This window comes from Lysobacter panacisoli (assembly GCF_009765165.1).
Lineage (GTDB): Bacteria > Pseudomonadota > Gammaproteobacteria > Xanthomonadales > Xanthomonadaceae > Lysobacter_J > Lysobacter_J panacisoli.
On record NZ_VLNU01000001.1, the window covers coordinates 916,967 to 937,596 of the forward strand.

General features: G+C 68.3%; 21 protein-coding genes. 7 read left to right on the forward strand and 14 right to left on the reverse strand.

The window, feature by feature from the left end:
- Nucleotides 1-6 precede the first annotated feature (6 nt).
- Nucleotides 7-228, reverse strand: coding sequence for a DUF6289 family protein (locus FOF45_RS04580; protein ID WP_158982817.1), 222 nt, complete (start codon nt 226-228; stop codon nt 7-9).
- Between the two features lie 219 nt (nt 229-447).
- Between FOF45_RS04580 and FOF45_RS04585 the strand changes: the two genes are divergently transcribed.
- Together FOF45_RS04585 and FOF45_RS04590 are read left to right on the forward strand one after the other, a co-directional pair.
- Nucleotides 448-1,164 (forward strand): HAD-IA family hydrolase, encoded by a 717-nt coding sequence (locus FOF45_RS04585; protein ID WP_158982818.1) that lies wholly within the window; start codon nt 448-450, stop codon nt 1,162-1,164.
- Nucleotides 1,161-2,543, forward strand: a complete 1,383-nt coding sequence (locus FOF45_RS04590; protein WP_158982819.1) for a leucyl aminopeptidase family protein — start codon at nt 1,161-1,163, stop codon at nt 2,541-2,543. Before FOF45_RS04585 ends, FOF45_RS04590 begins: the two co-directional genes overlap by 4 nt.
- A 180-nt stretch (nt 2,544-2,723) precedes the next feature.
- On the opposite strand, the gene FOF45_RS04595 is transcribed toward FOF45_RS04590, so the two are convergent.
- From FOF45_RS04595 to FOF45_RS04610, 4 genes are read right to left on the reverse strand one after another with little or no spacing between them, the layout of a single operon-like run.
- On the reverse strand, nt 2,724-3,341 hold the full coding sequence (locus FOF45_RS04595; RefSeq protein WP_158982820.1) for a response regulator transcription factor: 618 nt from the start codon (nt 3,339-3,341) through the stop codon (nt 2,724-2,726).
- A 49-nt stretch (nt 3,342-3,390) separates the two neighbouring features.
- Nucleotides 3,391-4,587 carry a sensor histidine kinase gene (locus FOF45_RS04600; RefSeq protein ID WP_233264049.1) on the reverse strand — a complete coding sequence of 399 codons (1,197 nt, stop codon included), beginning with the start codon at nt 4,585-4,587 and terminating at the stop codon, nt 3,391-3,393.
- Nucleotides 4,588-4,639: 52 nt separating this feature from the next.
- Nucleotides 4,640-5,398, reverse strand: coding sequence for an ABC transporter permease (locus FOF45_RS04605; RefSeq protein WP_158982821.1), 759 nt, complete (start codon nt 5,396-5,398; stop codon nt 4,640-4,642).
- Nucleotides 5,398-6,306 (reverse strand): ABC transporter ATP-binding protein, encoded by a 909-nt coding sequence (locus FOF45_RS04610; RefSeq protein WP_158982822.1) that lies wholly within the window; start codon nt 6,304-6,306, stop codon nt 5,398-5,400. The genes FOF45_RS04605 and FOF45_RS04610 overlap by 1 nt, the downstream gene beginning before the upstream one ends.
- Nucleotides 6,307-6,546: 240 nt before the next feature.
- Here FOF45_RS04610 and FOF45_RS04615 point away from each other — a divergent pair, with 240 nt between their 5' ends.
- Genes FOF45_RS04615 through FOF45_RS04630 form a run of 4 tightly spaced genes read left to right on the forward strand, consistent with a single transcriptional unit; the run spans nt 6,547 to nt 11,094 of the window.
- A complete protein-coding gene (locus tag FOF45_RS04615) occupies nt 6,547-7,806 on the forward strand; it encodes an efflux RND transporter periplasmic adaptor subunit (RefSeq protein ID WP_158982823.1) in 1,260 nt (419 codons plus the stop codon).
- 52 nt (nt 7,807-7,858) lie between these two features.
- The gene (locus tag FOF45_RS04620; protein WP_158982824.1) at nt 7,859-8,554 is read left to right on the forward strand and encodes an ABC transporter ATP-binding protein; all 696 of its coding nucleotides are present in this window, start codon (nt 7,859-7,861) and stop codon (nt 8,552-8,554) included.
- Nucleotides 8,555-8,606: 52 nt separating this feature from the next.
- Nucleotides 8,607-9,764, forward strand: coding sequence for an ABC transporter permease (locus tag FOF45_RS04625; RefSeq protein WP_158982825.1), 1,158 nt, complete (start codon nt 8,607-8,609; stop codon nt 9,762-9,764).
- Nucleotides 9,765-9,774: 10 nt separating this feature from the next.
- The gene (locus tag FOF45_RS04630; RefSeq protein WP_158982826.1) at nt 9,775-11,094 is read left to right on the forward strand and encodes an ABC transporter permease; all 1,320 of its coding nucleotides are present in this window, start codon (nt 9,775-9,777) and stop codon (nt 11,092-11,094) included.
- A 183-nt stretch (nt 11,095-11,277) separates the two neighbouring features.
- Here the strand turns inward: FOF45_RS04630 and FOF45_RS04635 are convergent, their stop codons facing one another.
- From FOF45_RS04635 to yedA, 3 genes are read right to left on the reverse strand one after another with little or no spacing between them, the layout of a single operon-like run.
- Nucleotides 11,278-11,778, reverse strand: coding sequence for a DinB family protein (locus FOF45_RS04635; RefSeq protein ID WP_158982827.1), 501 nt, complete (start codon nt 11,776-11,778; stop codon nt 11,278-11,280).
- A gap of 19 nt (nt 11,779-11,797) precedes the next feature.
- The gene (rarD, locus tag FOF45_RS04640) at nt 11,798-12,706 is read right to left on the reverse strand and encodes an EamA family transporter RarD (protein ID WP_158982828.1); all 909 of its coding nucleotides are present in this window, start codon (nt 12,704-12,706) and stop codon (nt 11,798-11,800) included.
- Nucleotides 12,703-13,641 carry a drug/metabolite exporter YedA gene (gene yedA, locus FOF45_RS04645; protein WP_158982829.1) on the reverse strand — a complete coding sequence of 313 codons (939 nt, stop codon included), beginning with the start codon at nt 13,639-13,641 and terminating at the stop codon, nt 12,703-12,705. The genes rarD and yedA overlap by 4 nt, the downstream gene beginning before the upstream one ends.
- Before the next feature lie 209 nt (nt 13,642-13,850).
- Here yedA and FOF45_RS04650 point away from each other — a divergent pair, with 209 nt between their 5' ends.
- Nucleotides 13,851-14,345 (forward strand): Lrp/AsnC family transcriptional regulator, encoded by a 495-nt coding sequence (locus FOF45_RS04650; protein WP_158982830.1) that lies wholly within the window; start codon nt 13,851-13,853, stop codon nt 14,343-14,345.
- 211 nt (nt 14,346-14,556) lie between these two features.
- Here FOF45_RS04650 and FOF45_RS04655 read toward each other — a convergent pair whose 3' ends face one another.
- The 6 genes from FOF45_RS04655 to FOF45_RS04680 all read right to left on the reverse strand — a co-directional run bounded on the left by FOF45_RS04655 (nt 14,557) and on the right by FOF45_RS04680 (nt 20,585).
- Nucleotides 14,557-15,003, reverse strand: a complete 447-nt coding sequence (locus tag FOF45_RS04655) for a universal stress protein (RefSeq protein ID WP_158982831.1) — start codon at nt 15,001-15,003, stop codon at nt 14,557-14,559.
- Nucleotides 15,004-15,114: 111 nt separating this feature from the next.
- Nucleotides 15,115-15,945, reverse strand: coding sequence for a methylated-DNA--[protein]-cysteine S-methyltransferase (locus FOF45_RS04660; protein WP_158982832.1), 831 nt, complete (start codon nt 15,943-15,945; stop codon nt 15,115-15,117).
- Nucleotides 15,946-16,018: 73 nt separating this feature from the next.
- Nucleotides 16,019-18,280, reverse strand: a complete 2,262-nt coding sequence (locus FOF45_RS04665) for a carboxy terminal-processing peptidase (protein ID WP_158982833.1) — start codon at nt 18,278-18,280, stop codon at nt 16,019-16,021.
- 276 nt (nt 18,281-18,556) lie between these two features.
- On the reverse strand, nt 18,557-19,573 hold the full coding sequence (gene lipA / locus FOF45_RS04670; protein WP_158982834.1) for a lipoyl synthase: 1,017 nt from the start codon (nt 19,571-19,573) through the stop codon (nt 18,557-18,559).
- Between the two features lie 56 nt (nt 19,574-19,629).
- Entirely contained in the window at nt 19,630-20,319 is a 690-nt protein-coding gene (lipB, locus tag FOF45_RS04675; RefSeq protein ID WP_158982835.1) for a lipoyl(octanoyl) transferase LipB, read from the reverse strand.
- The gene (locus FOF45_RS04680) at nt 20,307-20,585 is read right to left on the reverse strand and encodes a DUF493 family protein (protein WP_158982836.1); all 279 of its coding nucleotides are present in this window, start codon (nt 20,583-20,585) and stop codon (nt 20,307-20,309) included. The genes lipB and FOF45_RS04680 overlap by 13 nt, the downstream gene beginning before the upstream one ends.
- Nucleotides 20,586-20,630: the final 45 nt, after the last annotated feature.

The following is a 20,630-nucleotide window of genomic DNA, read 5'->3' on the forward strand; positions in this document are numbered from 1 at the left end:
ATGGGCTCAATCGCCCGGGCACTGCAGCTGTTGGATCGTGTACACGCTCGTGCGCACCCCGTGGAAGCTGTAGCTATTGTCGCAGTGGCCGATCTGCCAGCCCACCGCATTGCCGGCTTCGTCGTAGAACGTCATGACGTAGGGCCAGCGACCCGCGCTGGCGGCCCCGACGAGCATCAGGGCCAGCACGGCCGCGAGGGCGATCCGCTTTCCGATTGCGTGGCGCATGTCCTTCCTCCTCCGATGAGAGGGGCGCGCGAGCCGTCCTGGGCGCGTCCCGGTGGCAGGTCGATGGCACGCGCGCGGTTCGCCGGCCGGCTCCGCGCGTGCCTTGCCCTGCATACGCCCGATCCCCCCGCCGAACCGGGACCCCTTCCACAGAGGCTGTATCGAAAGTCCACTCCGGCGACGGACGGAAGCCGCCATTTCGCAGGCTAAAATGGCCCCATGCATTTCCCGGTCCGTGCGATCACCCTCGACCTCGACGACACCCTGTGGCCGTTCGCGCCGATCGGCGCGCGGGTCGAGCGCGTGCTGGACGCATGGCTGCACGAACACTGCCCGCGCACGGCGCAGCGGTTCCCGATCGAGGCCATGCGCGAACTGCGCGGCCAGGTGTTCGCCGAACGCCCCGACCTGGCGCACGACCTGAGCCAGTTGCGCAGGCTGAGCCTGGTGCGCGCGATGGAGTTGTCCGGCGACGATCCGCTGCACGCCGATGCGGCGTTCGAGATCTTCTACGCGGAACGCAATCGCGTGGAGTTCTACGACGACGCCCTGCCCGCGCTCGCGCGGCTGGCCGCGCGCGTGCCGCTGGGCGCGCTTAGCAACGGCAATGCGGACCTGGCGCGCGTGGGCATCGCCGCGCATTTCGTCTTCCAGCTCGGCGCGCGCGAACACGGCGCGGCCAAGCCGGCGGCGAGCATCTTCCACGCCGCGTGCGCGCGGTTCGCGCATGCACCGGTCGACGTACTGCACGTCGGCGACGACATCGAGATGGACGTCGTCGGCGCGTACCGTGCCGGCCTGCGCAGCTGCTGGATCAATCGCGAAAGCATGCGCTGGCCGCACGAAACCCTGCGTCCCGACCTTGAATTCACTTCCCTTGCCGAACTGGCCGACTGGCTGGACGCGGCGCAATCACCGGAACCCATTGCCGCATGAGCCTGCCGTCTGGATTCGTTTCCGCCGCATCCGTCGCCGACGCGTTGCCGCTGCACGTCGTCACCCGCGACACGCTCGCCGCGTGGCGCGCCACGCAGGCGCCCGCGGTCGGCGCCTGGCTCGATGCGCAGGGCTTCGAGGGTGCGTCGTTCTCGGCCGTCACCCTGCCCGCGGCCGACGGCGGCATCGCCGGCGCAGTGATCGGCGTGACCGACGTGCTCGATCCCTTCGCCTACGGGCACGCTCCGTTCGCACTGCCGGCGCGCGCATGGTCGCTGGCGACCGCGCTGTCGCCCGAGGCGCACGCCGCGCTGCAGCTCGGCTGGGGCCTGGGCAGTTACCGGTTCGACCGCTATCGCACGCCGCTGCGCGTGCCGGCGCAGCTCGCGATCGAGCCGCCGCAGGGCGACGTGCTGGACCAGCTCATCGCGTGCGTGCGCGTGCGCGACCTGGTCAACACGCCGACCGAGCACATGGGCCCGGACCAGCTGGAACAGGTGGCGTGCGAGATCGCCGAACGCTTCGGTGCGCACATCGAAGTGGTCAGCGGCGAGGACCTGCTCACGCACAACTTCCCCGCGATCCACGCAGTCGGCCGCGCCAGCCATCGCGCGCCGCGCCTGATCGCGCTGCGCTGGGGCGACGAGTCGCATCCGCACGTCGCCATCGTCGGCAAGGGCGTGTGCTTCGACACCGGCGGCCTGGACCTCAAGCCCGCCGATGGCATGCGCAACATGAAGAAGGACATGGGCGGCGCGGCGCACGCGATCGCGCTGGCCGAACTGGTCATGGCGCGCAAGCTGCCGCTGCGCATCACCCTGCTGGTACCGGCGGTGGAGAATGCGATCGGTCCCAACGCGTTCCGCCCGGGCGAAGTCATCGCCACGCGCCAGGGACTGTCGGTGGAGATCGACAATACCGACGCCGAAGGCCGGGTCATCCTGTGCGACGCGCTGACCTACGCGGCTGAGCGGAAGCCGGGCCTGCTGCTCGACTTCGCCACGCTCACGGGTGCGGCGCGCATCGCGCTGGGTCCGGACCTGCCGGCGCTGTACAGCAACGACGAGGCGGTCGCGCAGCAGTGGATCGAGGCCGGCGTCGCGCAGCGCGATCCGCTGTGGCGCATGCCGCTGTGGCGCCCGTACCTGCGCTACCTCGCCAGCAATGTCGCCGACATCGCCAACGGCGGGCCGTCGAAGATGGCCGGCAGCATCACCGCGGCCGTGTACCTGGATCGTTTCGTCCCGCCCACGCAGAAGTGGGCGCATCTCGACGTCTACAGCTGGAACGACGCCGACCGTCCCGGCCGTCCCGCCGGCGGCGAAGCGCAGGGCCTGCGCGGTGCGTATGCATTGTTGAAGCGGCACGCGGGCGTTTGATCGCGTCGCAACGAACGTAGCCTCCCTCTCCCCTTGCGGGAGAGGGACAGGCCGCCATAGGCGGCCAGGGAGAGGGGTCCGGCGTTGTTGCGCCTCGCCCCCTCTTCCGGCGCTTCGCGCCACCTTCTCCCGCAAGGGGAGAAGGTAAAACCACAACTCCCCTCTGCCAAAAAGGGACAGCTACAACCACCCCTTCTGCCGCGCCAGTCGATACGCCTCGATGCGATTACCGACGCCGAGCTTGCCGATCGACTCCGACAGGTAATTCCGCACCGTGCCCTGCGACAGGTTGAGCTGCGTGGCGATCTCACCCGCGGTCATGCCCTCGCCCGCCAGCCGCAGCACCTGGCGTTCGCGGTCGTTGAGCGGATCGGCATCGCTCCACGCGTCAACCGCCAACTGCGGATCGATCGCGCGTCCGCCGCGGTGCACGCGACGGATCGCTTCGGCCAACTGCTCCGCCGGCGCGTCCTTGAGTAGATAACCGCTCGCTCCGGCATCGAGCGCGCGGCGCAGGAAGCCCGCGCGCGCGAACGTGGTGACGATGATGACCCTCGTCGCAAGCCCGTGGCGCTGCACGCGCTGCGCGAGTTCCAGGCCGCTCAGGCCGGGCATTTCGATGTCGGTGACGAGCACGTCGGGCGCGCGGCCGTCGCGCTGCAGGCGCTGCAGCTCGCTCCACGCGGACTCGCCATCGGTGACCGCGCCGAGCACGTCGATGTCCGATTCCAGCCGCAGCAGCGCCGACAGTGCGCCCAGCACCATCGCCTGGTCTTCGGCCAGCAGCACTCCGATCATCGTCGTCCTTCCCGCCGTGGTGCGCGCAACTTACCACTCGCGCGCCCGCTCAGGCCGCAGCGGGCGGTACCTGTATGCGCGGCGCGCCCGCATGGGTTTCGCTCGAAGGCCATGCCAGCGGCACGTGCGCGAGCAATTGCGTGCCCCGACCCGGCGCGGAATCCACGCGCAACCGGCCGCCCAGCGCTTCCAGCCGCTCGCGCATGCCCGACAGTCCGTTGCCCGGCGCGATCGCACCGCCGCGACCGTCGTCCTCCACGCTCAGCACCGCTTCGTCGCCCTCGGTGCTCAGGCGCACGCGCGCGCTGCGCGCACGCGCATGGCGCTGGATGTTGGTGACCGCTTCACGCAGGGTCATCGCGAGCACGATCTCGACCTCGCCCGGCAGCGACACCGGTGCGAACTCGTAGTCGAACGAAACGCCATCGGATTCCAGCAGCAACCGCGCCGAGGCGAGTTCCGACGCCACGCCCGCCGCGCGGATGCCGGTGACCGCGCTGCGCACCTGTCCAAGCGCGTCTCGGGCGATGCGCGTGACTTCGCCGAGCTCGCGCGCCGCGGCCGGCGGATCGCGCTCGATCAGCTTGCCGGCGAGTTCGGATTTCAGCGCGACCAGCGACAGCGTGTGGCCGAGCAAGTCGTGCAGGTCGCGACCGATGCGTTCGCGCTCGGCCAGCGCCGCGAGGCGCCGGACCTCGTCGTGCGACAGCTGCAGCTGCGCCTGCTTGCGGCGGCTTTCGAGGAAGTGGTGATTGCCGAAGAACACCGCGACGCACACGATCAGCGTCACCAGGAACACGAACACCGGAAAGCGCAACAGCAGGATCTCGACGAGGAACACACCGAGCATCGCCGTCATCCACGCCAGTCGTCGCCACAGCGAACCGCCCATCGTCGCGGCGAACGCCACCGCGTAGATCAGGTACGTGTTGCCGAACGGATTGCCGGGCAACACGAGGTACCCGAGCGCCGCGATCGCCAGCATGCACGCGACCTTGCGCAGGCCGACCTGTCGATATCCGGCGAAGTACAGCGGCAGGAACACCACCACCGACACCAGCGTCGGCCACAGCTGCGTGCGGCCGCCGAACATGCGGTCGCTCTCGCCGATCCACGCCAGGATCGTCGGCAGGAACAGGAACGCGAGGTAGCCGAGCAGGAAGATCGGCGTCCAGCCCAGGCCCAGCGACTCGGGGATCAGGCGCCCGCGCCAGCGCAGCAGCGTCGGCACGATCGATGCGGACATGGCGTGGACTCCGTGGCTCTGGTGCGTCGTCACGACTCTATCTCCCGGGCGCTCAGCGCGAAAGGCGGCGGCGCGCCAGCAGGAAGAACACCACGGTGATCGCGCCCAGCACCGCCACGTGCATCAAGGTCGATGCGCCCGAGTCGCGCCCCACCACCTTCAGCGCGAGCTGGCCCAGGTGCCACGCCGGCCACACCGGGGCCAGCTTCGTGAAGAACGGCGGCAGCAGCTGCAGCGGCATCCAAAGGCCCGACAGGAATGCCATCGGCAGGTACGCCAGGTTCACCACCGCAGGCGCGCCGCTACCGCCGACGAGGCTGCCGATGTACAGGCCCATCGCGCAGAACGGCAGTGCACCGGCGACGTCCACCACCAGCAGCAGCGCCCATTGCGACGCCGACAGCGAAACGCCGGCCAGCGTCATCGCGAGCACCGCCAGCATCAGCGAGATGATCGCCGAGAACAGCATCGCCATCGCCATCTTCGCGAGCAGGTACGCGCCGCGCGGCATCGGCAGCGCGCGCTTGAGTTCGAGATAGCCGTTCTCGCGCTCGATCGCCACGCTCACGCCGAAGCCGAACAGCGCCGCGCCCATCACGCCGAACACGCCGTAGGTCGCGAGCAGGTATTGCGCCGCGCCGGGGCCGCCGCGCGAGCCGGCGAGCAACACGCCGAACAAAACGTAGAACAGCGTCGGGAACATCAACGTGGGAATGGCGAACATCGGCGTGCGCAACAGGCGCAGGAATTCGTATTTCGCTTCCAGCCAATAGGCGCGCAGCGGTGTGCGCGTGTCGAGAACGGCGTCCATCACGCGGCCTCCTTCGCGGCATCGCGGGTGAGTTCGAGGAACGCATCGGCGAGGCCGGCGCGTTGTACTTCCAGGTCGGTCAGCGCTGCGTCCTCCGCGAGTAGACGACGCACGACGGTTTCCGCGGACTCGGCGACCACTTCGAGCCGGTGCGCGTCGCGCCGCGCTTCAAGCACGTGCGGCCACGTCGCCACGCGTTCGGCCGGCAGCGCGCTCACGCAGCGGATGCGTCGCTGCGCGAGGTGATTGCGCAGCTGATCGACGGTGCCTTCGGCGACCATGCGACCGCGATCGAGCACGGCGACGCGATCGGCCAGCGCTTCGGCTTCTTCCAGGTAGTGCGTGGTCAGCAGCACGCCGCAGCCTTCGTCGACGAGTTCGCGGATCGCGCGCCACAGCGTCTGCCGTGCCTGGATGTCGAGACCCGTGGTGGGTTCGTCGAGGAACAGCAACTGCGGGCGACCGCATATCGCCAGGGCGAACTGCACGCGCCGCTGCTGTCCGCCGGAGAGATAGCGGTAACGGCGGTCGAGCAGGCCATCGAGCCCGGCCAGCACCACGCAATCGGCGATGCTGCGCGGCTGCGGATAATAGCTGCGCGTGAGTTCGAGCAACTCCGAGACCTTGAGCGTGTCGGGGATGCCCGCGCTCTGCAGCATCACACCGATGCGACGTCGCGCGCGCAGCTCGAACGGCGACACGCCGAACAGCGAGGCCGTGCCCGCATCCGCGACGTCCTGGCCCAGCAGCAGGCCGATCGCCGTGCTCTTGCCCGCGCCATTGGGGCCGAGCAGCGCGAGCATCTGTCCGCCACGCACTTCCAGGTCCACGCCGGAAAGCGCCTGGATCCTGCCGAATGACTTGTGCGCGCGTTCCAGCCTCGCCAGCACCGTGTTAGCGCTATTCATCGCCATGTCCTCCCTGCGGGATGATCCCGATGCGGCGCATCTTCCGCGCCTGCGGCACGGCGCGGCAGTCGCAGGCGTCACCGCGAGCGGATGACACACGTCAGGTGACCTCGCGGGGCCGCATCGAATAGGCTTGGCGCTGTCCCGGGTCCGCCCCGGCCGCAGAAAGTTACTTCCGGCCCCTAGCGCCGTGGCGGCCCGCTGCCCACACTTGCCCCCTTGCCATCGTCCGGATTGTCGATGAACAACTCTGCTGATCTGCTGAAGGAACTGCGCATCGACCGGAGTGCCCCGCCTCCGCCGCCATCGCGGCGTGGGCTCTGGATCGCGCTGGCCGCCGCGGCCGCGCTCGTCGTGTTGGCACTGATCGCGTGGGCCGTGCTCGGCCGCAGCCGCGGCGTGGAAGTACAGACCGCCACCGTCGCCGCGATCGGCAACGGCGGCGGCAGTGCGTCGGTGCTCGATGCGACCGGCTACGTGGTCGCGCGTCGCATGGCCACCGTGTCGGCGAAGATCACCGGCAAGGTGCGCGAAGTGCTGATCGAGGAAGGCATGAAGGTCGAAGCGGGCCAGATCATGGCCACGCTCGATCCGATCGATGCCGACGCCGAACGCAGCCTCGCCACCGCGCAGGCCGGTGCCGCGCGCAGCCAGGTCGAGAGCGTCCGCGCGCGCGTCGAGGAAGCCGAAGCGAATGCGCGTCGCCTGTCGACGCTGGTGCAGCAGCAACTCGTGTCGAAGGCGCAGTACGACGAAGCGGTCGCCGCGCGCGATTCGCTGCGTGCCGAACTGATCACCTCCGAGCGCAATGCCAAGGTCGCCGGCGATCGCCTGCGCATCGCCGACATCGGCGTGGACAACACCATCGTGCGCGCGCCGTTCGCAGGCGTGGTGACGGCCAAGGCCGCGCAGCCGGGCGAGATCGTCTCGCCGCTCGCCACCGGCGGTTTCACCCGCACGGGCATCGGCACCGTCGTCGACATGGATTCGCTGGAGATCGAGGTCGAGGTCGGCGAGGCCTTCATCGGCCGCGTGCAGCCAAAGATGCCGGTCGAGGCAACGCTCAATGCGTACCAGGACTGGAAGATCCCGGCCGAGGTCATCGCGATCATTCCTGCCGCCGACCGCGGCAAGGCCACCGTGAAGGTGCGCATCGCGCTGAAGGTGAAGGACCCGCGCATCGTCCCGGACATGGGCGTGCGAGTGAGCTTCCTGGAAGCGAGCAAGCCCGATCAGCCGGCGCAGAAGCCGGGCGTGCTGGTGCCGGCGGCGGCGCTGTCGACGCGCGACGGCAAGCAGGTCGCGTTCGTCGTCAACGATGAGAAGGCGCAGCGCCGCGATGTCACCGTCGGCCGCAGCCTGGGCGAGGACCGCGAGGTCACCCAGGGTCTCTCAGGCGGTGAGACGGTGGTGCTGGATCCTCCCGCCGGGCTTGCCGACGGCGACCGCGTGCGCGTGGTCGTCGAAGGCGACGCCGAATCCGAACCTGCAAGCGAGTAAGGCCTTACGAAGTACCCAGCAGTCCCCCTTCTACCGTTTCGAGGACGTCGCAATGGCTACGCTGGTTTCGATCCGCAATCTAAGGAAGAACTATCAACGCGGTCCGGAGAAGGTGGAGGTGCTGCACGGCATCGACCTCGACATTCCGAAGGGCGACTTCGTTGCGCTGATGGGCCCGTCGGGCTCCGGCAAGACGACGCTGCTCAACCTCATCGGCGGACTGGATTCGCCCAGCGGCGGCGAGATCCAGGTCGACGGCCAGCGCATCGACACGATGACCGCCGGCCAGCTCTCGCACTGGCGCAGCCAGAACGTCGGCTTCGTGTTCCAGTTCTACAACCTGATGCCGACGCTCAACGCGCAGAAGAATGTCGAGCTGCCGCTGCTGCTGACCAAGCTGTCGTCCGCGCAGCGCAAGCGCAACGCCGAGATCGCGCTGCAGCTGGTGGGCCTGGCCGAGCGCGGCAAGCATCGTCCGAACGAACTGTCGGGCGGCCAGCAGCAGCGCGTGGCGATCGCGCGCGCGATCGTTTCCGACCCGACGCTGCTGATCTGCGACGAACCGACCGGCGACCTGGATCGCCAGTCCGCCGAGGAGATCCTCGCGCTGCTGCAGTCGCTCAACCGCGACCACGGCAAGACCATCCTGATGGTCACGCACGATCCCAAGGCCGCCGACCACGCACAGCGCACCATCCACCTCGACAAGGGCACGCTGGTCGAGCGCGAGCTCGCCGTCGAGCACTGAGCCGGTCCGCTTCTCCCGCACGCGGGGGAAGACCACATTCGAGGATGCGCAGATGAAATACCTGCACCTTATCTGGGCCGCGCTGTTCCGCAGCAAGACCCGCACATTCCTGACGCTGTTGTCGGTGGTCACCGCATTCCTGCTGTTCGGCATGCTCGATTCCGTCCGCGTGGCGTTCAACTCCAGCGCCAACGTGTCCGGCTACGACCGCCTGATCACGACCTCGCGCCTGTCGATCACGCAGTCGCTGCCGTATCGCCTGCAAACGCAGATCGAGACCGTCCCGGGCGTGAAGAAGGCGTCGTACGCGACCTGGTTCGGCGGCATCTACCAGGATCCGAAGAACTTCTTCCCGAACTTCGCCGTCGGCCCGGGCTACATCGAGCTGTATCCGGAATACGTGATGCCCGCCGACCAGCTCAAGGCGTTCTACGCCACGCAGGACGGCGCCATCGTCGGCGAGGCGCTGGCCAAGCTGCACGGCTGGAAGATCGGCGACACGATCCCGCTGCAGGCCACGATCTTCCCGACCAAGGGCAGCAACAACTGGAACTTCAAGCTGGTCGGCATCTTCCACATGAACGACAACAAGCGGAAGGGCGAAGAAAAGCAGCTGATGTTCAACTGGAAGTACTTCGACGAGGCCAACGACTACATCAAGGGCCAGGTCCACTGGTACGTCGTCGACGTCGCCGATGCCGGCCAGTCGAACCGGGTCGCGCAGGCCATCGACAAGCTGTCCGACAACTCCGACCACGAAACCAAGACGCAGACCGAACAGGCATTCAACCAGGCGTTCTTCAAGCAGATCGGCGACATCGGCCTGATCGTCACCTCGATCATGGGCGCGGTGTTCTTCACCCTGGTGCTGCTGACCGGCAACACGATGGCGCAGGCGGTGCGCGAGCGCATCCCCGAACTGGCCGTGCTCAAGACCATCGGCTTCTCCAACCGCAGCGTGCTGTGGCTGGTGCTGGCCGAAGCGACCTTGCTGGTGGTGCTGGGCGGGCTGATCGGACTGGGCCTGGCCGCGCTGATCATGCCGGCGGTGAGCCAGGCCAGCATGGGCCTGATCCAGCTGCCGAACGTGCCGGCCGCGACGTGGGGACTGGGCGTGGCGATGATGATCGTCATCGGCGTGGTCGTCGGCCTGCTGCCGGCGCTGCGCGCGATGCGCCTGAACATCGTCGATGCCCTGGCCGGACGCTGAGGAGAGAGCCATGAAATTCCTGAAGAATGCAGGCGTCATCGCGATCCTGTTGGCGTGCCTGGTGGTGTGGATCCTGCTGCCCTGGTACGCGGTGCTGGCGCTCGTCGTGGCGTTGGCGCTGTGGCTGGTGCTGACGCGCAGCGGACGCCTGGCGCTGGAAGCCACGCGCATCGGCATCGCCAGCCTGCCGCAACGCTGGGGCGCATCGAGCGTGATCGTGGTCGGTATCGCCGGCGTGGTCGGCGTGCTGGTGGCGATGCTGGCGATGGGCGCGGGCTTCGAGGCCACGCTCAAGCAGACCGGTAACGACTCCACCGCGATCATCCTGCGCGGCGGTTCGCAGGCGGAGACCAACTCGGTCATCACCCGCGACCAGGTGCCGCTGATCGGCGCGCTCGCCGGCATCGCCAAGGGCGCCGATGGACGCCCGGCGATCTCGCCCGAACTGTCGCAGGTGGTGAACATGGTGACCCGCGCGGACCATACCGATGCCAACGCGCAGCTGCGTGGCGTCGGCGAGGCGGCGTGGGCGCTGCGGCCGCAGGTGAAGATCGTCGAGGGCCGCAGGTTCAACCCCGGCATGCGTGAACTGGTGATCGGCCAGGGCGCGCGCAAGCAGTACGTCGACCAGCAGTTCAACGACCTCAAGCCGGGCTCGCAGATCGAACTCGCCAACCAGATCTGGACCGTGGTCGGCTTCTTCGCGTCGGGCGATTCGCACGACTCGGAACTGTGGGCCGACGGTGAGACGCTCGCGTCGACCTATCGCCGCAATGCGTACCAGTCGGTGACCGTGCAGCTCGATGGCAAGGACGGCTTCAAGCAGCTCAAGGCCGCGATGGCCGCCGACCCGCGACTCAAGCTCGACGTCGACACCACCCGTCACTACTACGCCAAGCAGTCGGAGGGGTTGAGCAAGTTCCTGCGCGTGCTCGGCATCGTGATCGGTTCGATCATGGCGGTGGGCGCGGTGTTCGGTGCGCTCAACACGATGTACGCCGCCGTCGCCGGACGCGCGCGCGAGATCGCGACGATGCGTGCGATCGGTTTCCGCGGGCTGCCGGTCGTCGTGGCCGTGATGCTGGAGACGATGCTGCTGGCGCTGATCGGCGGCCTGGTCGGCGGCGCGATCGCGTGGCTGCTGTTCAACGGCTACAGCGTCTCGACACTGGGCAACAACTTCAGCCAGGTGATGTTCCAGTTCAAGGTATCGCCGGACCTGCTGTGGAACGGCATCAAGTGGGCGCTGGGCATCGGCCTGATCGGCGGCCTGTTCCCGGCCCTGCGCGCGGCGCGGTTGCCGGTGACGGAGGCGTTGCGCGCGGCGTGATCGCAACGTGTTGGCTGCACAAGCGAAAGGCCGCGAGCGATCGCGGCCTTTCTTTTTTGACTTCCTGCTCGTCATTCCCGCGAAGGCGGGAATCCAGCTATGCGATGCATCACGCTCTCCGGAGGCCGTGACGCGCCGGGAGCCTGGATCCCCGCCTTCGCGGGGATGACAGCTCAGGGCGCCTTACATCGACGTGCGCTCGGCCTCGATCTTGCCGAGCAGCCATTGCAGTCCCGCCAGGTGCTGCTGGTCGTGGCTGCACAGGTAGTGCACCAGGCTGCGCAGCGTGAGCGGACCGTAGCCTTCGAATACCGCGGTGCGGGCGAGCTGTCGCTCGTCGAGTGCGGCGATCGTCTCCACCGTGCGTGCGCGTGCCTCGCGGAACGAGGCGAGCACCTCGTCCGCGCTCGCTTCACCGTAGCGGCGCTCGATCGCGAGCGGCTCGCTGTCGATCGACACCAGCAGCGGGTTCGCTTCGTCGAGCGTGCGGCGGATGCGTTCCTGATAGCCCTCGATCTCGATGTCGCGCACGTGGCACAGCTGCTCGATCGCGGTGAAGTGCTCGCTGGGGATGCCGTCCCAGCTCGGCGGCGCCCAGTGGCGGTACTCGCGCGGGATCGCCGCGTAGTGCGCTTCCAGCTGCAATGGGAACAACGTCAGTGCATTGAGGGTGGTCTTGTTCATCGCGAGTCCTTGCGAGTAGTCAGGCGGCGGAGGCGGCGATCTGCCGGCGTGAGCGCCACAGGCCCTCACCGGCAAACAACAGCAGGCCGCACCAGATGAAGACGAAACCGACCAGGCGCGCGCTGTCGAAGGGCTCGCGCAGGATCAGCACGCCGATGAGGAACTGTAAGGTCGGCGCGATGTACTGCATCAGGCCCACCACCGACAGCGGCACGCGGCGCACGGCGTAGGCGAAGCCGATCAGCGGCAGCGCGGTGAGCGCGCCCGCGATCACCAGCAACACGTCCATCGCGAGGCCCCAGCCGCCGAGGAAACCACCCGCGCCGTGGGTTTCGCCCCACAGCATGAGCGCGAGCGCCGGCAGGAACAGGTACGCGCTCTCCACGCCGAGGCCGGCGACCGCGTCCACCGCAACCAGTTTGCGCACCAGTCCGTAGATGCCGAACGACAACGCCAGCGCCAGCGCGATCCACGGCGGGCGTCCGTACTGCCAGGTCAGCCATGCGACGCCGACCAGCGCGAACGCCACAGCGATCCATTGCAGGCGGGTCAGGCGTTCGCGCAGGAAGGCCACGCCGATGACCACGTTCAACAGCGGGTTGATGAAGTAGCCCAGGCTGGTCTCGATGACGTGGCCGGCGTTCACCGCCCAGATGTAGAGGCCCCAGTTGAATGCGATCAGCACACCGCTCAGGCCCAGCATCCACGCTGCGCGCGGCTTCGCCAGCGTCGCCCGCAGCCAGCCGCGGCCCTGCTTCCACAGCAGCCACGCGCCGACCAGCAGCGCGCTCCAGACCACGCGATGGGCGACGATCTGCAGCGACGGCACGGCCTTGAGCAGGTGCCAGTACAGCGGCATCAGGCCCCACAGCACGAACGAAGCCGCGGCGATCCACAGTCCGTTGCGCATGGATGCGGCGTCGTTCATGCCGCCGGCTCCGAGGTCGGCGACGGTGCGATGGCTTTCGCACCGCGCGCCTTGGCGAGGGTGATGATCACCACGCCCATCAGGATCACCGCCATCGCGCCGAGGTCGTGCGCGGTGAAGTGCTCGCCGCCGATCAGCGCGCCGAACAGCACCGCGATCGGCGGGTTCACGTAGGCATAGCTGGTCGCCAGGGCGGGACGCACGTGGTGCAGCAGCCAGATGTAGGCGGTGAAGCCGAAGATCGAACCGGCGACGACGAGGTAGAGCATCGCGCCGGTCGCCGACAGCGACGGCATCTGCGTGATCCGCTCGCCATGCACCATCGCCGCGATCAGCATCCACACACTGCCGGTGAGCATTTGCCCCGCGGCCGACATGAAGGGCTGCGGCAGGTCCTGGTCGCGGCTCCAGATCGAACCCCAGGCCCACGCGATCGGCGCGATGACCAGGCAGACCAGGCCGAGCGTGGACGACGACAGTTCGCTGCCCGCGTTGAGCCAGAGCACGCCGAGGAAGCCGATCACCAGGCCGACCCATTCGATCTTCGACGGATGGCGTCCGCGCATCATCGCGAACACGCCGGCGAACAGCGGCATCGACGCGACCGCGATCGCGGCCAGGCCGGAACCCACTTCGGTCTCGGCCAGGTTCACCAGACCGTTGGACAGCAGCACCATCCAGATCGACAGCACCCACAACGTGCGCCATTGCCTGCCGGTCGGCGCAGCGACGCCGCGCGAACGCAGCACTACGTACATGATCAGGCCAGCGAGGAACATGCGGCCCGCGCCGAGCAGGAACGGCGGATAGCTCTCCAGCGCGAAGCGGATGGCGAGGTAGGTGGAGCCCCAGAGGATGTAGACCGAAGCCAGGGCGAAGGCGACGGCCAGTGCGCCGGGTCCGGCCCGGTCGGCAGTGGGTGCAGCGGTGCTCATGCGGATTCCGTGTGGGGTGGAGGTGCGGGCACGGCCAACAACAGGTTCACCGAACGCCACGGGCACCGCGCTGCGCGGAGCTGCCGGGGTCCCTGTTCGGGCCGGAAGCCCCGCACCGCCGGTGCAGGAGTCGTTCGGATGACCAAAGCGTAACGCCGCCGGGGCGCGACGTGGTTGATTAATCATGCGCTTGCGCGCAAAAATTTTGCATGGACGCGACGCCCGTCGTACTCGACGAATTCGACCATCGCCTGCTGGAACTCCTGCAGCGCGATTCGGCCGCCACGCTGACCACGCTCGGCGAGGCTGTGGGCCTGTCCGCGAGTGCGGTGCAACGGCGCATCACGCGCTACCGCAAGAGCGGGCTGATGCGCGAGATCGCAGTGCTCGACGCGAAACAGCTCGGCACCACCACGCTGGCCACGGTGCTGGTCGCGATGGAACGCGAGTCGGCCAAGCTGCACGCCGCGTTCCACGCGCGCATGCGCAACGCGCCGGAAGTGCAGCAGTGCTTCACCCTCGCCGGCGAGTGGGATTACCTGGTGATCCTGGCCACCACCGGCGTCGCGCATTGCCGCGAGGTCGCCGACCGGCTCTTCATGGACGAAGGCAACATCAAGCGCTACGAGACGCGCATGGTGTTCGAAGTGGTGAAGTCCGGGCTGCACCTGCCGACGCGGTTGTCGGCCCGGCGCAGGAAGTAGCGCGACCGGCCGCATCTCGCGCGCTGCGCGAACCCCTCTTCCGCCCTTCGGGCACCTTCTCCCACAAGGGGAGAAGGGAAACCGCCGCATTGCAAGCAAAGGTGAGCGCGCTGAAGCGCTCAGCGTTGCCCTCTCCCCTTGCGGCGACCGAAGGGAGTGCAGAGCTGAGAGGGACAGGCCGCGCAGCGGCCAGCGAGAGGGGTGGCGCGCATCAGTTGCCCGGCCGGTACACCAGCACCGGGATGCTGGAATGGGTCAGCACCTTCTGGGTCTCGCTGCCGAGCACCATCGCCTTGATGCCGCGGTGTCCGTGCGAGGCCATCGCGATCAGGTCGCAGCCGCGCTCGCGGGCGATGGCGATGATCGCCTGGTACGGCGACTCGTCTTCGACCACCACGCTGTCGCAGGGCACGCTCGCCGCGTGCGCGCGCGATTCGATGCTGCGCAGGTGGTGGCGCGCCGCATCGCGCGTCTCGCGCTCGTAGTCGTCGCGCACCGCGACCATCTGTTCGGGCGTCACTGCGAACACGTGGTAAGGCTGGGTGACGAAAACAGCGGTGACACGGGCGTGCAGCGTCTTCGCCAGAATGAGGGCCTGTTCGATCGCGTGTTCGGACAACGCGGATCCGTCGGTGGGCAGGCACAGGTGGTGGTACATGGCGGTACTCCGGAGTGGGCCTGCGACCACTGTCCGCCCGCACTTCGCGGCATCTCCTGATCCGGATCAAGTCGCGCCGACCGCCCAGCCCGGCCGCCGACGAACGGTGCTTCAGGCCGCCCGTTCGCGCTCGAGCACGCGCTGCTTCAACGGCAGGCCCCAGCGGTAGCCGCCGAGGGAACCGTCGGAGCGCACCACGCGATGGCACGGCACGACGATGGCGACATGGTTGCCGGCGCAGGCGCTGGCGACCGCACGCGTCGCGCGCGGGTGGCCGATCTGCTGCGCGATCTGCGCATAGCTGCGGGTCTGCCCGCGCGGGATCTTCATCAGCGCATCCCAGACCTTCTTCTGGAACGCGGTGCCAATCAGGTGCACGGGAACCTGCGCCTGCCTGCCGGCCAGTGCGTCGGCGACCGCGCGCAGCCGCGGCGCGAGGAACTCGTCGCGGCCGGCATCGACGCGCTCGAGCCGCGCATTGGGGAATTCATCGCGCAGCTTCGCTTCCAGCGCGCCGTCGTCCTCGCCGAGTTCGATCATGCAGATGCCACGCTCGGTGGTCGCGACCAGCGCGCGGCCGAGCGCGGTGTCCGCGATGCTCCAGCGGATCTGTTCGCCCGCACCGCCGGAACGGTAGCGCGCCGGCGTCATCCCGAGCTTCGCCGCGCCGCCCTCGTACACGCGCGAGGGCGACCCGTAACCGGCGTCGTACAGCGCAGCGCTGACGTCGCTGCCTTCGCGCAGTGCGATCTTGAGCGTGCCGAGCTTGCGCTGCGCCAGGTATTCGGCCGGACTCAACCCATAGCGCGCGGTGAACTGGCGCTGCAGGTGCGAGGCACTCAGGCCGACCTCCGCCGCGAGCGCGGCGAGCGTGGGCTCGCCTTCGTCGAGGAGTCGGCGGGCGTGTTCGAGCTTGTCGCGCAGTTGGCGGGCGGTGTTCATGGCCCAAAGCGTAACGGGCGCCCGAAGGCGCCCGCTATCCGATCCTTGCAGCGCCGGGGCGCAGGTTCGACCCTCAGTCGGCCCAGTGACCGGCCGTCGTCGCGGTCGGCAGCACCTGCGCCGAGAGCTGGCGGTCGGCGTTGAGCAGGCGGATCGCGTCGGCGAGGATCGAGGCCGATTCGCGCAGCAGCGGATCCGGACGCTTGTCGGCGAGCTTCTCGCGCTCGGCGTCCTTGGCGATGTCGCGCTCGTTCGCCGAGAGGCCGTCGTCGGTGTAGTCGTCGGCGAGCGGATCGAGGTCCAGGCCCAGCGCCTTGCGCTGTTCCTGGCGCGTCTTGCGCTTGGCGTCCTCGCGGTCGCGCTCGGCGCGGCGGTCGGCCTCGTTGAGGCTCACCCACTTCTTCGCGCGCTCCTCGCGGAACTGCGCGACGTCCTGCGACCACCACTGGAATTCCTTGTCGTTGGCGATGCGCGTGGTGTGCAGCGCTTCCAGCTTGGGCAGCAGCGGCGCGAAGTTGCCGTACGCGGTGTGCGGCACGGCCGAGATGCGGGTCCACGGCAGCGCGTTGTCGTAGGTGCTTTCGCCGTATTCGCTGGCGTCGACCGACACCGGGAAGGCGACGTCCGGTACTACGCCCTTGTTCTGCGTCGAACCGCCGCTGACGCGGAAGAACTGGGCGATGGTCAGCTTGACCTGGCCGAAGCGCGCTTCTTCGTTGGCCGGCCAGCGGTCGAGATCGACCAGGTTCTGCACCGTGCCCTTGCCGAAGCTGGTCTCGCCGATGACGAGGCCGCGGCCGTAGTCCTGGATCGCACCGGCGAAGATCTCCGACGCCGACGCGGAACCGCGGTTGATCAGCACCGCGAGCGGGCCTTCCCATGCGATGCCGCTGTCGCTGTCGCCTTCGACGCTGACGCGGCCGCCGGATTCGCGAACCTGCACGACCGGGCCGCGGTCGATGAACAGACCGGTGAGTTCGATCGCTTCGTTGAGCGAACCGCCGCCGTTGTTGCGCAGATCGAGCACGACGCCGTCGACCTTCTCGCCGCGCAGCTTCTCCAGCAGCTTGGCGACGTCGCGCGTGGCGGACGCGTAGTCGCTGCTGTTCTTGCGGCGGCCTTCGAAGTCCTGGTAGAAGCCCGGCAGTTCGATCACGCCGATGCGCTTCTGCGGCGCGCCGCTGGCCGCGGGAATGGTGATGACCTTCGACTTGGCGGCCTGGTCTTCCAGGCGCACCTTGTCGCGCACCAGCACCAGGCGCTGCGGCTGGCTGTCGAGGCCGGCTTCGGCGGGGATCACGTCCAGGCGCACCTTGGTGCCCTTGGCGCCGCGGATCTTGGCGACGACGTCGTCGATGCGCCAGCCGATCACGTCTTCCATCGTGCCGCTCTCGCCCTGCCCCACCGCGACCACGCGGTCGCCGGGCTTGAGCTTGCCGGACTTGCCGGCCGGACCGCCGGGCACGATCTCGCGGATCGCGACCACGTCGTCCTGCTTCTGCAGCACCGCGCCGATGCCTTCCAGCGAAAGCGACATCGACACGTTGAAGTTGTCGGCGGTCTTCGGCGTGAAGTAATCGGTGTGCGGATCGACCGAGTTGGCGTAGCTGTTGAGGAAGGTCTGGAACACGTCCTCGCCCTTCAGCTCGGCGATCGACTTGCCCATGTTCGCGTAGCGCTTGTCGAGCGTCTTGCGGATGTCGTCCGGCTTCTTGCCCGCCAGCTTCAGGCGCAGCCAGTCGTTGCGCACGGACTGCTTCCACAGCGTGTCGAGCGCGGGCGCGTCGGTCGCCCACGGTGCGTCCTCGCGGTCGTACTCGTAGCGGTCGGCGCCGGTGAAGTCGAAGATGTCCTGCTTGAGCAGGTTGCGCGCGTAGCCGACGCGCTGGTCCACGCGCTGCTTGTAGGTCGCGAAGATCGCGTAGGCAGGCGCAAGGTCGCCGCTCTTGATCGCGTCGTCGAACTTCAGCTTGTAGGCATCGAACTTGGCGATGTCCTGCGCGGTGAAGAACTGCTTGCCGCCGTCGAGCGCTTCCAGGTAACGCTTGTAGATGTCGGCCGAGAGCGTGTCGTCCAGCGCGACCGGGCGGTACGCGTAGCGGCTGTCGGAGAGCAGTCCGTACACCAGCTTGGCGGCCGTGGTCTGGTCGGCGGTGGCCGCGCGCGGAAGCGGCGACGGCTCCATCGATCGGATCAGGTTGGGCTTTTCGTGCTGCGGCAGCTCGACCTGCGAGGTCTTCTTGTCGGTCGGGCTGTCGGACTGTGCGAGCAACGCAAGCGGCGTCGTCAGCAGGAACGCGACGAGGACGGAAGCAGGGGCGGTCTTGGCTTTCATCGGAGGCTTCGCGGCCGCAGGTGCGACCTGATCTTGGGTCTCAAGTGAGAGAAACGCAGGATGGACCCGCGTTGGACAACCCCACAGTGCCGAAAGTTGCGGCGGCTGTCACCCCACTGCAGGTGGGAAATACCGTGTCATCCGACGCATATTCGCCTGTTCACGTGCAGCCGTTCAGCTGGCCGCCGGCTGCCGTTGGGACAGCCGTCAGACTCCCGCTTCGCGGATCAAGGGGGTGTGAGCGGTAACGCGGCGCAATGCCGCGTCCGGACACGATCAGCCGGTGGCGACGACGCCGGCTTCCATCGCCGAGCGGTCGGCGTGGTAGGACGAACGCACCAGCGGACCGGAAGCGACGTGGCTGAAGCCCAGCGCGTAGCCGAATTCCTCCAGCTCCTTGAACTCGTCCGGCGTCCAGTAGCGCAGCACCGGATGATGGTGGGCGCTGGGCTGCAGGTACTGGCCGATGGTGATCATGTCCACGTCGTGCGCGCGCAGGTCGCGCAGCGTGCCCTTGACCTGCTCCATGTCCTCGCCCAGGCCGAGCATGATGCCGCTCTTGGTCGCGACCTCCGGATGCTGCGCCTTGAACTTCTTCAGCAGCGTGAGCGACCACTGGTAGTCGGCGCCCGGACGCACGTTGCGGTACAGGTCCGGAACCGTCTCGACGTTGTGGTTGAACACGTCCGGCGGATTGGCCGCCATGATCTCCAGCGCGCGCTCCATGCGGCCCTTGCCGCGGAAGTCGGGCGTGAGGATCTCGATCTTGGTGCGCGGGCTGTGCTCGCGGATCGCGGCGATGCAGTCGACGAAATGCTGGGCGCCGCCATCGCGCAGGTCGTCGCGGTCGACGCTGGTGACCACCACGTACTTCAGGCGCATGTCGGCGACGGTCGTCGCCAGGCTCAGCGGCTCGGACGCATCCGGCGGCTTCGGCCGGCCGTGGGCGACGTCGCAGAAGCTGCAGCGGCGGGTGCAGACCTCGCCCAGGATCATGAACGTGGCCGTGCCGTGGCTGAAGCACTCGTGGATGTTCGGGCAGCTGGCTTCCTCGCACACCGTGACCAGGCGGTTCTCGCGCAGCTTGGCCTTGAGCTGCTGCACCGAGTTGCCGGAGGGGATGCGCACGCGGATCCACGACGGCTTGCGCAGCACCGGCGCGTCGGCGAACTGCACCGGCGAGCGCGCGATCTTGTCGCCCGCCACCTGCTTGACGCCGGGCTGCAGCGAAGCCGGTGCGGCGTCGCCGCTCACCACCGCGAGCGGAATGGTCTTGGGGGCGGACTCGGTCATGGCGTGCGTGGATCTCTGGAGCGGCGGCTCCGCGTGCGGAGCGCGTCGGGAAGGTTTCAGAACGTCGGCGGGGGTGCCGCTTCGACCTGCAGTCCGAACTGGCGGGCCACGTGCTCGATCAGCACCGGCTTGACCGCTTCCAGCCCGGAGGGGCCGCCCAAGTCTAGCATCGAGGTCACCTGCAGCCCTTGGTAGCCGCACGGATTGATGCGCTGGAACGGCTCCAGGTCCATCGCGATGTTGAAGGCCAAGCCGTGGAAGGTGCAGCCGCGGCGCACGCGGATGCCGAGCGCGCCGATCTTGGCCCCGTTCACGTACACGCCCGGCGCACCGTCGCGTCGTTCGGCGTGGATGTTCCAGTCGGCCAGCGTGTCGATCATCGCCTGCTCGATCCGGTACACGTAGTCCTTCACGCCGACCTTCAGGCGCTTCAGGTCGAGCAGCGGGTACAGCACGATCTGGCCGGGGCCGTGGTAGGTCACCTGGCCGCCACGATCGACATGGATCACCGGGATGTTGCCGGGGAACAGGACGTGCTCGTCCTTGCCGGCCTGGCCGAGGGTGAACACCGGATCGTGCTCGACCAGCCACAGCTCGTCGGGCGTGTCGGACGTGCGCTCGTCGGTGAAGGCCTGCATCGCATGCCAGACCGGCTCGTAGGCGCGGCGGCCGAGGTCCCGGACCTGCGTCGCCGGCAGGACCGGCGCGGGTACCTCGGCGATGACCGGATCGCTTACAGCGTCCACTTCACTTCCGGGTGGTCGCGCAGCACCTGGTGGGCCTTGTCGTACTGCTCGCGGTCCTCGGCGCGGAAGGTGATGCGCACCGAGACGAACTTGCCGCTGGAAGAATGCTTCCACTGCACCGTTTCGGTCTCGACGTCGATGCCGGCATCGATCAGCAGTCGTGGCAGCTCGCGCTCCAGTCCGGCTTCGGCCGCGCCCATCGCGCTGAGCTCGAAACTGCCGGGGAACTGGAAGCCGTGCTCCGGGTTGTCGGATTTGATTTCCATCCGCGGATTATCGGGGCACCGGGCGGCGAACCCAAGCCCGGGGCC

Bases quoted from the DNA above. Each gene is read 5' to 3' on its own strand.
- FOF45_RS04580 (WP_158982817.1), bottom strand. From the start codon at position 228: ATGCGCCACGCAATCGGAAAGCGGATCGCCCTCGCGGCCGTGCTGGCC.
- FOF45_RS04585 (WP_158982818.1), top strand. From the start codon at position 448: ATGCATTTCCCGGTCCGTGCGATCACCCTCGACCTCGACGACACCCTG.
- FOF45_RS04590 (WP_158982819.1), top strand. From the start codon at position 1,161: ATGAGCCTGCCGTCTGGATTCGTTTCCGCCGCATCCGTCGCCGACGCG.
- FOF45_RS04595 (WP_158982820.1), bottom strand. From the start codon at position 3,341: ATGATCGGAGTGCTGCTGGCCGAAGACCAGGCGATGGTGCTGGGCGCA.
- FOF45_RS04600 (WP_233264049.1), bottom strand. From the start codon at position 4,587: ATGTCCGCATCGATCGTGCCGACGCTGCTGCGCTGGCGCGGGCGCCTG.
- FOF45_RS04605 (WP_158982821.1), bottom strand. From the start codon at position 5,398: ATGGACGCCGTTCTCGACACGCGCACACCGCTGCGCGCCTATTGGCTG.
- FOF45_RS04610 (WP_158982822.1), bottom strand. From the start codon at position 6,306: ATGAATAGCGCTAACACGGTGCTGGCGAGGCTGGAACGCGCGCACAAG.
- FOF45_RS04615 (WP_158982823.1), top strand. From the start codon at position 6,547: ATGAACAACTCTGCTGATCTGCTGAAGGAACTGCGCATCGACCGGAGT.
- FOF45_RS04620 (WP_158982824.1), top strand. From the start codon at position 7,859: ATGGCTACGCTGGTTTCGATCCGCAATCTAAGGAAGAACTATCAACGC.
- FOF45_RS04625 (WP_158982825.1), top strand. From the start codon at position 8,607: ATGAAATACCTGCACCTTATCTGGGCCGCGCTGTTCCGCAGCAAGACC.
- FOF45_RS04630 (WP_158982826.1), top strand. From the start codon at position 9,775: ATGAAATTCCTGAAGAATGCAGGCGTCATCGCGATCCTGTTGGCGTGC.
- FOF45_RS04635 (WP_158982827.1), bottom strand. From the start codon at position 11,778: ATGAACAAGACCACCCTCAATGCACTGACGTTGTTCCCATTGCAGCTG.
- rarD (WP_158982828.1), bottom strand. From the start codon at position 12,706: ATGAACGACGCCGCATCCATGCGCAACGGACTGTGGATCGCCGCGGCT.
- yedA (WP_158982829.1), bottom strand. From the start codon at position 13,641: ATGAGCACCGCTGCACCCACTGCCGACCGGGCCGGACCCGGCGCACTG.
- FOF45_RS04650 (WP_158982830.1), top strand. From the start codon at position 13,851: ATGGACGCGACGCCCGTCGTACTCGACGAATTCGACCATCGCCTGCTG.
- FOF45_RS04655 (WP_158982831.1), bottom strand. From the start codon at position 15,003: ATGTACCACCACCTGTGCCTGCCCACCGACGGATCCGCGTTGTCCGAA.
- FOF45_RS04660 (WP_158982832.1), bottom strand. From the start codon at position 15,945: ATGAACACCGCCCGCCAACTGCGCGACAAGCTCGAACACGCCCGCCGA.
- FOF45_RS04665 (WP_158982833.1), bottom strand. From the start codon at position 18,280: ATGAAAGCCAAGACCGCCCCTGCTTCCGTCCTCGTCGCGTTCCTGCTG.
- lipA (WP_158982834.1), bottom strand. From the start codon at position 19,573: ATGACCGAGTCCGCCCCCAAGACCATTCCGCTCGCGGTGGTGAGCGGC.
- FOF45_RS04680 (WP_158982836.1), bottom strand. From the start codon at position 20,585: ATGGAAATCAAATCCGACAACCCGGAGCACGGCTTCCAGTTCCCCGGC.